General features: G+C 38.0%; 12 protein-coding genes. 2 read left to right on the plus strand and 10 right to left on the minus strand.

From position 1 onward, the window contains the following. Positions 1-558: 558 nt before the first annotated feature. The gene (locus MKY17_RS21790; RefSeq protein ID WP_098373740.1) at positions 559-1,107 is read right to left on the minus strand and encodes a peptidoglycan-binding domain-containing protein; all 549 of its coding nucleotides are present in this window, start codon (positions 1,105-1,107) and stop codon (positions 559-561) included. A 221-nt stretch (positions 1,108-1,328) separates the two neighbouring features. Beyond that, positions 1,329-1,502 carry a hypothetical protein gene (locus MKY17_RS21795; RefSeq protein WP_179891220.1) on the minus strand — a complete coding sequence of 58 codons (174 nt, stop codon included), beginning with the start codon at positions 1,500-1,502 and terminating at the stop codon, positions 1,329-1,331. 219 nt (positions 1,503-1,721) lie between these two features. On the opposite strand from MKY17_RS21795, the gene MKY17_RS21800 reads away from it, so the two are divergent. Beyond that, complete coding sequence (locus tag MKY17_RS21800; RefSeq protein WP_098373741.1) at positions 1,722-2,495, plus strand: alpha/beta hydrolase; 774 nt, start codon at positions 1,722-1,724, stop codon at positions 2,493-2,495. A gap of 35 nt (positions 2,496-2,530) precedes the next feature. Further along, on the plus strand, positions 2,531-3,154 hold the full coding sequence (locus MKY17_RS21805) for a DUF2238 domain-containing protein (RefSeq protein WP_098373742.1): 624 nt from the start codon (positions 2,531-2,533) through the stop codon (positions 3,152-3,154). Between the two features lie 38 nt (positions 3,155-3,192). On the opposite strand, the gene MKY17_RS21810 is transcribed toward MKY17_RS21805, so the two are convergent. From MKY17_RS21810 to MKY17_RS21845, 8 genes are all read right to left on the minus strand, one after another. Further along, positions 3,193-3,438: a hypothetical protein gene (locus tag MKY17_RS21810; RefSeq protein ID WP_339200659.1), complete on the minus strand. Its 246-nt coding sequence runs from the start codon at positions 3,436-3,438 to the stop codon at positions 3,193-3,195. A gap of 657 nt (positions 3,439-4,095) precedes the next feature. Beyond that, positions 4,096-4,245, minus strand: a complete 150-nt coding sequence (locus MKY17_RS21815) for an FbpB family small basic protein (protein WP_098372439.1) — start codon at positions 4,243-4,245, stop codon at positions 4,096-4,098. Positions 4,246-4,325: 80 nt separating this feature from the next. Next, entirely contained in the window at positions 4,326-4,937 is a 612-nt protein-coding gene (locus tag MKY17_RS21820) for a flavodoxin domain-containing protein (RefSeq protein ID WP_339200660.1), read from the minus strand. 249 nt (positions 4,938-5,186) lie between these two features. After that, on the minus strand, positions 5,187-5,789 hold the full coding sequence (locus tag MKY17_RS21825) for a nitroreductase family protein (protein WP_098372442.1): 603 nt from the start codon (positions 5,787-5,789) through the stop codon (positions 5,187-5,189). Between the two features lie 54 nt (positions 5,790-5,843). Beyond that, on the minus strand, positions 5,844-6,494 hold the full coding sequence (locus MKY17_RS21830; RefSeq protein ID WP_098372618.1) for a DsbA family oxidoreductase: 651 nt from the start codon (positions 6,492-6,494) through the stop codon (positions 5,844-5,846). A 251-nt stretch (positions 6,495-6,745) separates the two neighbouring features. Next, positions 6,746-9,781 (minus strand): efflux RND transporter permease subunit, encoded by a 3,036-nt coding sequence (locus MKY17_RS21835; protein WP_098372443.1) that lies wholly within the window; start codon positions 9,779-9,781, stop codon positions 6,746-6,748. A 665-nt stretch (positions 9,782-10,446) separates the two neighbouring features. Beyond that, positions 10,447-11,652, minus strand: coding sequence for an IS200/IS605 family element RNA-guided endonuclease TnpB (tnpB, locus tag MKY17_RS21840; RefSeq protein WP_144549014.1), 1,206 nt, complete (start codon positions 11,650-11,652; stop codon positions 10,447-10,449). 212 nt (positions 11,653-11,864) lie between these two features. Next, positions 11,865-12,563 carry a polysaccharide deacetylase family protein gene (locus MKY17_RS21845; protein ID WP_339200662.1) on the minus strand — a complete coding sequence of 233 codons (699 nt, stop codon included), beginning with the start codon at positions 12,561-12,563 and terminating at the stop codon, positions 11,865-11,867. Positions 12,564-12,576: the final 13 nt, after the last annotated feature.

Below are 12,576 nucleotides of genomic sequence, written 5' to 3' on the forward strand. Positions count from 1 at the left end.
CAAAAGCTTCGTTAATCCAAGAGCTCCCCAGGAAACTCTTGAAAGTACGTAAAGAAACCAACCGATGCTCTATGAATGTTTTTTAGTTGAATGTATAGGTAAAATGAGGATATAATAATGATAACTAACATATATAAAAAAAAGACACTGGTTAAACCAGCGTCTTAATGAACAGCAAACTGCATAAAGAGCAGCGGCTTTCTGTGGTAAGTCAGTAGCTACTCAATCATGAAAGTAACCCTTTTTCTACATACATCTGGCCGGATGGTATGGAGGGGGTTACTTTTTTAATGTAACCGCGATTATTGCGACGATTAAAGAGGCGAATGAAATCATTAGCATCAGTCCGTCCATAATAGAAATCACCAGCGACACCCCCTTTCTTAAAAAGGAGTGACCGCTGCCCACTATACCAAATTGCTGTCCATTTACTATTATATCTATATTTACTTGTTATTTATAGCCAAAAATAGATGTATTTAGTCTTCTTATTATATCCATGCTTTACATAAAAAAAATCCCACATAAAGTGAGAACATTCTTTGCATGTATATCCCTTTATTGTTCCACTACACGGCCATCTTTATAAATGTGGAACCACCCAATCGTTCCTGTGCCGCCTTGATCGATCCAATCTTTATTAGCTGCTTTATATTTGTAATATGATTTTCCTTTGCCATCTTTCAGCAATCTGCCATCACCGCTGAATATGATCTTGTTACCCAGCTTCTTCTTCCCTAACGCAATCGCGTCTTTCTCCGTAAACTGTTTTCTTTCCACCTTATTTTCATCTAAAGCAGCCCATGTCAGCGGACCGACGATACCATCTGAACTCAAGTTATGATCCACTTGAAACTCCCTTACCACATTTTGTGTTTGGGTACCGAAAATCCCATCAACGCCTACATTATATTTAACATCTTTAAGGCTTTGCTGTAAGTCTCTTACATAACTCGAACGTGAGCCTTTCCTGAGGGTCGGTCGCGTTTCCGCCTTCGTTTCGATTTTCTCCTTTGATGCTGCGTGGGTAATTGAAGTTCCCGCTCCTAGTGGGGCCAACATCAGGGCAACTGTTGGAATAATGACCAATATTTTTTTCTTCAACACATATAACCTCCATTCATTTGATCACTCCGGCAGGTTTCTGACACTATCCTTGGAGCCCATTCATTATAACGTATGGAGTTGTTTTATTGGTGTTTTATTACTTAAATTATAAAAAATGGTAAATAGTATCCACGGTGTTCATTAAGCTTATATGATGGAGGTCCCTTTTCTTGTCTAAAACAAAATAATCCCCAAAAGGGGATTATTTTGTTTTAGTGATTTTATAGCTGTTGTTGATTCTGCCCTTGCATCCCAGTTCCCATGCCCATCAAGTTAGTGGCAAGCGGCACCATATTTTTCATTTTCCCGCCATTCCCACTCAACATCTGATAAGTAGCAATACCTACTCCGACCGAAGCGACAACTGGCAAAATTTTATTCATGTTAGCCTTCATCTTAATCACCTTATTTTATATATTTTTGTTCACTTCCTGAACTCTTATATCTTGTTCAAAAAAAACCAAAAAATTCAAGATGATTGTAACCGAAACAATTAGTTATAAAAATACGTTTTAAAGGGAAAATTCTTTCAGGAGGGATATTAGCACTCTCGAATGGGAATTTCATTTTCAGCGCTAGTGGAAAATGATTTAAGATTATTGAGGTGAATATTCATGCCAATGTTGGATGTAAAAGGTATTAGCTTGTATTATTCTGTTAAGGGAAACGGTGTTCCTATTGTTTTTATTCATCCTCCAGTACTGACAAGTGTGAATTTCCAATACCAAATGGAGGAATTATCCGAAGAGTTCAAAGTTATCACTTTTGATATTAGGGGTCACGGAAGAAGTCAGTATTCAAGACTGCCAGTAACTTATCCCCTGATTATAGAAGATATTAAACATCTATTGAATCATTTAAAAATAAAAAAAGCTATCATATGCGGATACTCGACCGGTGGCTCCATCGTATTGGAATATTTGCTGAGTTGTGCCGATAGGTCTCTAGGAGGAATTGTAATAGGTGGAATGTCAGAAGTGAGGGATAAATATTTAAAGCAAAAGATTTCTTTAGGAATATCACTTGCAAATAAAGACGCGGTTTCAATTCTTGCGCTTTCCATTTCATGGAGTAATTCAAATACCGAAAAGTTGTTCAACGAAATGTTTAATGAAGCCTTAAAGGGAGATGCCAGAAATATCGAGCAGTATTACCATTATAGTTTGCATTATAACTGTACCCACCAGCTAGAGAAAATCAACCTGCCCATTTTACTTGTCTATGGTAAAAAAGATAAACCATTGCATCATTACGCTAATTTATTGCATGACAAATTGCCATGTACAGAATTAAAATTCATTGATCATGCAAAGCATCAGATCCCTACAAAAGCGGCTAATGATTTAAATGAAAGTATAAAGCGTTTTATCCATACACGAACCGTTTGATTCTATCAACTGATTAATTTATTGGAGTGAAAAAATTGGGAAGAAATAAAAGTATACTGATTCATTTAATATTACTATTGCTAGTCACTGCCGTTTTTATTTGGTCAGTCATTAAGCCTGAAGGATACTTGATATGGACAATGGAAGTACTTCCTGCCGTTGTGTTTCTGATTTTTGTACTTGCTACATATAATAAATTCCGCCTCACTACATTATCCTATTTCGTTATTGCCGTTCTTTCAATCACCATGTTCATCGGGGGCCATTATACGTACTCAAAAGTCCCTTTATTTAATTGGCTAAAAGATCATTACGATCTAACCCGGAACCATTATGATCGGTTCGGGCATTTCCTAAAAGGTTTATTTGCGATTGTGATTAGAGAAATATTAATACGTAAAACCCCACTAACAAAAGGACCGTGGTTATTTGCTGTTACCTTAAGTTTTGCGCTTGCCATTGGAGCCTTATATGAAATCATCGAATGGATAACTGCCATCATTTCAAAAGGCGGAAAAGCTTCAAAAGAATTTTTAGGAACACAAGGTGATATCTGGGACGCACAATGGGATATGTCGTTAACATTAATCGGCTCTATCCTTGTATTGTTTACCTTGTCCAAACTTCATGACAAGCTGTTACGAAAAGTGAAAAATTGAGAAGAAAAACGATAAAAAATAGTGATTTATATAGATCACTATTTTTTAATTAGAATTTGATTGTTAATATGATGTTCCATATGTTCTAGATAATCTTTTATTAGCCACTCCAATGATTTTTGTTGATTATTTCCTATATCACAAAGATTAGATAATCTATCATTTGGTGTGTTCGTTATTATATGGATGATTTGCTTATTTAAAGCACAAAAAAGGTTAACTATCTCATCCATTGGTCGCTCTTGATAATTCTGGACTAATACCCATTGGTCTTGATAGACCATTCCGAACCTCCGATTGTAGGCAAATTCTAAGAAAAGCCAGTTTTACTGCAGTTTTTTTAAAAGACGTGCCAGTTGATTTCAGAAATCCGCTCCCTTTCCGCCGACTGTCTGCCAAGCCTCCTCACCGCAAGCGTCTCCGGGGTCTCGGCTAGACAGTTATTCGGCAGGAGTGTCGCAAATTTCTTCATCCAATAAGGATTATAAAATAATAAAAAAACATATAGAACTAGTTTGCCTGCAGTTTTCTATTTAAAAGACGTTCCAGCTTGATTTCAGAAATCCGCTCCCTTTCCGCCGACTGTCTGCCAAGCCTCCTCACCGTAAGCGTCTCCGGGGTCTCGGCTAGACAGTTATTCGGCAGGAGTGTCGCAAATTTCTTCATCCAATAAGGATTATAAAATAATAAAAAAACATATAGAACTAGTTTGCCTACAGTTTTTTAAAAAAACAATCCAGTTGATTGGAGTGGGTGTTCGTGACTCCTGCGGGAAAAGCGTGTCCAAGGGAGAGGCGCAAAGAGCGCCGAGGGCGGACCGCCCGCGGAAAGCTAGTGCCTGGAGTGGAAATCATTTTACAAACCCTCAATAAAACATCAGAAGCTCATTTTATCGACTGAACCGAAATCAAAAAAGGATTTCGGTTTTCATTTTTAACCAGTTATGATTGTACTTGCTTACTTCCCTTTTTTTCATTGATGGCTTTTTGGTCGATTTTTGTATAGATGCGTTCCACTTCCATTTTGTCATGCAGCAGAAGTTCGCGGTTTTCTTTTAGCAGTTCAGTATAAGATTTCCTTCTTCTAGACATTTTTTAATTCACCTCTCAAGTGATTGAATTCCTTTTGTAAAACAACTATCGGAAGCTCGTATAGCTGCTTATTATATTTTTTAAAAATCCCTAATTTCAGAAGTTCTTGTATAAGTTCCTCTTTTTTTGCTTCTGCCTTTGAACTTAATTGGGTAATCATCAAGGACCCTCCTTAACAAAAATGCTGACTTTTGGTATTTTGGGCTGCCTAGCTTCCGATCCCACATGAAGAATCTCCACTTCTTCCTATTGCTTCCCAATATAAGGGCATGCTCTGCAAAGTCTTCACTTTTCCTTAATTGTTCGTATGTACTGCTTTCATGGTGTATTTTCAATACTCGATCATATACATCAAATCCAAATTGCTTCATTTTATCAGAAAGGATATCTATCGCGGCGAACGGTTTCGAATGGGTCAAGTCGCCGGCACCAAAGAATGCGACTTTCACTCCAGCAAAGTCCACTTGGTCAATTTCTTCATAAAACTCGTGTGCTTCATACGGTAAATCTTCAAGATTCCATGTATATAAACCAATAAAGGCCAAATCAAAATCCTTTAAGGCATCAACTTCAACAGTATCCAATCTTTCCATATATACTTCACAGCCGACAGCCTTCATTCTATTCTTTATGTTTATAGCCATTTTCTCGGTATTACCGGATAAACTTACATAACCAATGAATACCTTCATCTATATCACCACCCTAATTGAGAATTACTTTCATTACACATCTCACTATAAATGAAAATGATTCTCATTGTCAATTATTTACCTCCGCTATTATATGCAGGATGAATATAAGGAACGCATATTTTCGCTTCACCTTCCTTGTATCTGTAATGTTTCTGGAACGTTTCTTCAAATAAAAAGAGCACGTTTTACTCATTAAGAGTAAACGCGCTCTTGGTTAATCTAGTATCCCAACCCTAAATCTTTGAATTAATAAAATTTCACAATATCTTCGAAAGGCAGGAACGTTTTTTCTCCTGGTTGTTCATTCGGCTCACCAAATGGCATTTGAGCTATCAACGACCATTTCCCTGGAAGATCCCAAGTCTTCATCACATCTTCATCAATAATTGGATTATAATGTTGTAAAGATGCCCCTATACCTTCCGCTGATAAAGTCATCCATATTGCATACTGTAGCATAGCATTTCCTTGATGGGACCAATATGGAAACTGTTCTTTATAGGAGGGTGCTTTTACTTGCATTTGTTCTATTGTTTCTTGATTTTCAAAGAATAGAATGGTACCGACTCCATCACGAAATCCTTGTAATCGTTCTACTGTTGCCGCAAAGCTCTCTTCCGGAACACGGGAACGAAGTGTTTCTTTTACAATATCCCAGAACTTTTCATGCTCGTCATCCATTACTACCACCACTCGACCACTTTGCATATTAAATGAAGTTGGTGCATGTAAAGCCGTTTTTAATACTTCATTAATTCTTTCTTTCGTAATATTTTCGTTCTTTTTCACCTTACGGATGGAACGACGATTGATAATTGCTTCTTTTAAATTTGTTGTAGTTGCTGACATTTTGATTCCTCCAAATTATGATTTATTTAATTTCATTTAATCCTCAAAAGGTTTTTAGCAATTCCCCTTACCATCACATTGCAAGCCATCAAATTCATTCTGTTTATTTTTTGCTTCTTCCTTCTCAATGACTTGCGCTAACCTTTCTTTGCTGGCTAGTCCTTGAATAACTTCATCACCAATAATAAACGTCGGGACAGCCCTGATATCTGCTTCTTCATAAGCATGTTTTAGTGCTTCTTGGTGCACTTCCCGATACTTTCGTGACACTAAAGCTTCTCTAAAAGCATCTACAGGAAGTTCGACTTCACCCGCTAATTTTGTCAATACTTCAATATCTTCAATATTTTGTTCCTCTTGAAAAAACGCTGTAAATACTCTGTTGTGGAACTCGTTCCCTTTTCCGTGCTCCTTTGCAAAATGGCACCCTTCGAACGCCAAATGTGTATATGGATGCGGGGAGACACGGGGTAAACGCATATCCACTCCTAGTTTTTTCGCAACTGGGAGAATGTAAGAATCCCATGAATTCAACTTATCGGGTTCATTCCATGGATCAATTTTGGAATATGGACTTGGTCGCAATTCAAATGGCATCCATTCCACTTCTACATCCTTTTCCTCCACGATTTCGTCCAAAGGACCTTTACCTAAAAAACAAAATGGACATATAAAATCAGAATACGCTTTAATTTTCACTGTCATCATATATTCCCTCACTTTTCATCATTGGCTAAACTTGTAATCGAATCAGTTACAACACAGACCAAAAAAAATATTAATATAAGAACATTGCAATTAGTAACTGCACAGCCGATTATTATTCCCTGCTGTAACCATTTTAGTTACAGGTCAAAAGAAAGTCAACCATTATTTTTAAAAAACGAAAAACCATGTACTATTTTAGAAAAAAAGTTTGTAGAGAAAGCGTTACTTTCTCTACAAACTTTTTATTATTACATCTCGATTTGTTCGTTAACGGGTTCTCTCTTTTTCTTTCTCTGTTTTTTCGATTTTTTATAGTGCAGCAATTCGTATATACATGGAATGACGATAAGTGTGAGCAGTGTAGACACAGCTAGCCCGCCAATGACAACGATCGCTAAACTTTGTGAAACCAAGCTTCCTGTTTCCGCTTTTTTATATAAAAGTGGCAGCATGGCACAAATCGTTGCTACAGCCGTCATAATGATCGGACGGAACCTTGTAGCTGTCGCTTCGACGATCGCATCACGGATAATCATTTTTTCTTCGTTTTGTTTGACTCGATCCAGAAGCACAATCGCGTTTGTCACAACAATTCCAATTAACATGAGAGCACCCAGAAGTGCTGTAATATCGACTGGAATTCGACTGATAACCAATCCTAATACCGCTCCAATGGCAGCGAATGGCAAGGAAAATAGAATGGCGATCGGTGCTTTGATCGATTTGAATGTTATTACCATGATTAAAAAGACAATGCCGATTGATATTAACATCGTAAGGAACAAATCGGAAAAATCATCAGTTTGCTGAGCACTGGCTCCACCGACTAGAATATCTACATCATTCGGAATATCAAGACCTTTGTTCTCTTTATCTCCAAATATCTCAAGATTTATTTTGCTAGCAATATCGGAAAGCTTAGTCGGATCTACCGTTGCCGTCAATTGAAGATACGTTTCCCCATCTTTATGGAACTGCGTTGTTGCACTCTCTTCGCTCTTTAAAGAAGCGACCTTTGAGACTGGGGCTAGACCGCCATCTGTCATGATCGGAATACTTTTTAAATCCTCTGGTTTTTTAGGATCTAAGATTGGTTCAAGGACGACAGGTGTCTGCTTATCCTGTAAAGTTATATTTCCGATAGGCGTTTTATTAAGCATGATACCTAATTGCTGACCAATTTGTTCTGTATTGCCTTTAGCCGGATCTACCTTGAATGAATATATGGTTTTCTTTTCGTCTTGGTTCGTTGTTACTTCTTCAATTCCTTTAATATCCTTTATACTTTCTTTGACCTTATTGGCCGTCAGTTCCAAATCTTCAACATTACTGCCGATCACGTCTATCGTAATGTTCGTCTTTGATGCCCCCATCATAAATGAAGAGGCTGTAGCCGTAAGCTTCGCATCAGGATAGTTTTCTTGTTCCTTTTCCATTGTTTTCAGGATCGTATCTACATTTGCTTTATCCTTTACCAGGATGCCGAAAATTGCTTCTGTAGGTGATGTGACTTCGCCATATTGTGCTGATTCGGCAGAGTTGCCTAATTGCATGAAAATATTATCCACTTCACTCATACCCTGCATCGTTTCTTCGAGTTCAATCGCTTTTTCCTTCACTTTTTCATAGGGCTGATCATTTGGATAAGTTAATGTCACGGAGACATAGTCTGCTGAAGAATTATCAATCGCCCCTTTTGGCATGGCAAAATATGTACCAATGGAACCGACAAACAACAGCATAGCAACAATCAAGACAACCCATTTATGGTTTAGTGACCAAGTAACGAGCTTGGTAAAACGCTTGGCCGGGCGATGTTTTGGCAGCTCCGTCCTTTTCAGCAATCCTGCACTCATTAACGGAACGACCGTTAATGCCACGATTAAAGAAGCCAGCAAAGAATACGTGACAGTCAAAGCGAAAGGAAGAAGAAACTCTTGAAGCCCTCCATTCAATAAAGCAACCGGCAAGAAAACAGCTACAGTCGTAAGGGTTGAAGCTGTTATCGCCACTCCCACTTCTTTAGTTGCATCCATGACCAATTCAATTGAAATCTTCTCCTGCTGCATTTTCCGGAAAATATTCTCAATAACAACAATACTATCGTCCACCAAGCGCCCGATCGCTACAGCGACACCGCCCAGCGTCAAAATATTCAGCGTCACTCCCGACAATGACAGCAAAAATAACGTAAAGCCAAGAGATAACGGTATGGATACGATTGTAATGAATGTAGATCGTACATTCCGTAAAAAGACCATGATTACAATCGTAGCGAATAGCGCACCCAGCAGAACTTCTTTTACCATCGTCTGAACGGAAGTCTCCACCATATCAGCTGTAGATAAATAAATGGTCGATTTCTGGTCACTATACTTTTCATTAATTTCTTTTGCTACTTTTTCAACCTCTTTACTGATTGTTACAGCATTTGATTGACTGTCCTTGATAATGCTTAAATCAATACTTTCCTTTCCGTTAAAACGACTGATGAGGTTACCATCCTTCGCTTCTTCAACTTTTGCTATTTCTCCAAGTGTGACATTTGGAGTGACCTTTAACGCTTTTAATTTTTCAATACTTGTTAAATCCCCGATAACCTTGATGTTACTTGCCTTCCCATCAATCACTTTTTCGCCTACGGCCAGAGCTGCATTCTGACCGTTAAGGACGCTCATGACATCTTGAATGGATACTTTCTTTTTAGCCAATTCTTCATTATCCACTTTGACTGAAAGAACGGATTGGGAAACTCCAAATGTCTGTACATCCGAAACCCCTTTAATATCTTTATACAGAGGCTCTAATTCTTTCTTGGTAAAGTCTATATTTTCAGCTGTTAATCCATCCTTAAAAGTAACAGCTACAAATGAAATGGGAATCATTGATGTATTTAACTGTGTAACAGTAGGCTTTGCCATGCTTTGTGGCAATGCTACATTGCCTAAAGCCTCTTGAACATCAAGTTTCGCTTGCTTCATATCCGATCCGGCTTCAAAGAATAGATCTACTTTTGAAAATCCATCTCCAGTGGTGGAGTATATTGAACTCTTTCCCTTAACTCCCGTAACTGCTCTTTCAATCGGATCTGTAACTTGTGCTTCCATCGTTTTCGAATCGGTGCCCTGCCCCATTGTGATAATCGTAACTTGTGGATTATCAGCAGATGGTAAAAATTCCATCGGCAGTTTAAAATAACTGACAACTCCTATCAACAAAATAAATATGGTTACCAATGAAACGGCAGCCTTGTTCTTAAATGCCCACTTAGTAAAAAACTCCACGTACATATCACCCCAAATTATAATTTATAAGAAAATAATCCCATTTCAAATCTTACCATATATTACTAATATTGGATTGTTAATTTTTTATTGATTTTTATTTTTTTTTATGTTTCTCGATACGGAGAACTTTTTTCCACATAAAAAAGGCTGCCGCAGCAGCCTCCATTTTTTAGGCAAAAGGAGTTCTATCTAAATTTTAAAACTACGAGACTCCTGCGGGGAAAACGTGTCCAGAGGAGAAAAGCAACGTTCAAATTGTACAAACCTATTTATATCCTTTGAAAAAAAGCATAACGATAGCCAAGACCATTACCCCGATAAACAATAACGGGCCGATGCCCGAGCTATACACGAAATATACCGTGATGTGGCGAAAAATGAGCACGACAAGAAACAGGAATAACAGGAAACACAAAATCATGATCAGAGTGGTATTTTTATTCCGGTACAAGTAACCAGCCCCATTTTAATAGCTTTATTTACACTAAGAAAAAATTCATGCGAATGCATGCCCTAACAACAACATTCCGTTAAGAAACAATATGCAACCCATGTTTTGTACTATTCTGTATCTCAATTGAACTACCCACTACTTATCGACCTTACGGTCTGATTGAAGCGGGGGATTCCTAAGAACATTAGCCTATCGGCCAAATTTTTAATTAGGCTATCCCCGTAGTTCCTACGGTTAGAAGCCTTATGGCTTCGTTCATTAGATTGTGTCCTGCGTTAATATCTCGATCGTGGTGAGTAGAACAAGAAGGACAATCCCATTCACGAAGATTCAGATGTTTAACGTCTTTATTTTGGTACCCGCAGCTAGAACACAATTGGCTAGAAGCAAACGTTTTAGATACGGTCACGATTTGTTTACCATACCATTTTGCTTTGTATTCCAACATTTTTTTGAATTGGTACCAAGATACTTCACTAATCGCTTTAGCTAGTTTGTGATCTTTGATCATATTGGACACTTGCAAGTCTTCCATTCCAATAACATCGTGGTTTTTGATGATTTCGGTAGAGACTTTATGTAAGTAATCCATTCGGGCATTTGAAATTTTTTCGTGTAGGATGGCCACTTTTCGTTTTTGTTTTTGATAGTTTTTGGCTTCAGCCAATGGTTTGTTTTGATTCAAGGCTATTTCTTGCCGCCTTGAAAGAATCCGTTGTGCTTTGGCCAATTTTTTTTCGACCGTCCGGAAGAATTTTGGGTTTTGATAGACCGTACCATCTGAAAGAATCGCAAAGTTCTTCAAACCAACATCTACACCGCACGAACGATTCGTTTTAGGAAGTACTGGTACATCGGTTTCGGCTAAAACGGAAATGAAATATTTACCTGAAGGGTTCAGCCTGATTGTGGCATTTATGATTCGCCCTTCGACTTCGCGGCTTTTAGCAAAACGAACGAGACCGAGTTTGGGCAATTTGATTTTGTTTCCTATTATTCCGATATTTCCATTCGTATGTTTAGTCGTGTAGGACTGGACCGGATTCTTTTTCGATTTGAAGCGTGGTGATTTGTTTTGCTTTTTATAATATCGACTAAAGGAATCTGCTAAATTTTCCACCGATTTCTGTAAGGCAATACTGTCTACTTCTTTCAGGAAAGAATACTCGTTCTTTAAAGCTGGAAGCTCTTTGATTGTTGCGTATTTATTCAGAAAAGAACCTTTCCATTCATTAGAGGGTAATTGGCCGTTCTGCTTCATTTCTTCACAGATATACCAGTAGGCATCTTTCTCCTTTTGTTTACCTAAAAAGAAGTTATAGACAAAACGGGAGCAGCCGATCGTTTTATTGATTAGAACTAGTTGTTCTTTCGTTGGATAGACTCGAAATTTATAAGCTTTGTTTATAACCATTGGTTTCACCCCCTTATAGTTATTATTAACCAGGGAACGTATGTTTGTCAAAAGGTTACTTTGGCTTATGCCAACCGCCATTCATCTCCCCCTTACCGTTGGGCTTTCGCCCTTCGCACGCTTGAAGAGGGAGTCTTCTGGCGGGAAATGATAAAAAAGGGCTGCCGCAGCAACCCGATTCTTTGAATATGGTTCGGATGGTAAGAATGAAACTACATTTCTTGAAGTTCATTGACCGTTACAAACGTATAGCCTTCGTTCGTTAACTCTTGTAAAATCCCTTCAATCGCTTGAAGTTCTTTACCTGTATCATCATACATCGGATGCATCAGGATGATCGAACCTGGTTTTATATTTTCCTTCACATACTTCACTTTGTCTGAAGCAGAAGTGTAATAGCTGTCTGGTTCCAGATTCCAGGTAATGGTCTCTCTATCATTTTCATATAAATAATAAGGCAAACCTATGATTTTTTTCCCGTTTGGTGGCCGGACGTCAATTTCACCCTTATATCCGGAGTTCTGAATTAATTTATCCGTTTTCTCGATATCCGCCTTGATAAAAGAAGGCGATTTAAAAACCATTCGCTTGTGGGAATACGTATGATTCCCAATCTGATGTCCTGCTTCCGCTATTTTCTCCGCTTCCTCTGGATACTTTTCAATTTCGTTACCAATCAGGAAGAATGTAGCTTTTACATCGTATTTATCCAATATCGGAAGGATCTTATTTACATTCTTCGATGGGCCATCATCAAATGTCAAAGCGACCACTTTTTCATTCGTCTCGACATTATCCGTTAATCCTCCGAATACCTGATATGTTCTCGAATTCATTAATTTATATGTACCAAACAATAGCAGGAAAACAACCAGTATTCCCAAACCAATGAATATCAGTTTCTTTTTCATGCAAATACCTATC

This window comes from Peribacillus sp. FSL P2-0133, assembly GCF_037975445.1.
Taxonomy (GTDB): domain Bacteria; phylum Bacillota; class Bacilli; order Bacillales; family DSM-1321; genus Peribacillus; species Peribacillus simplex_E.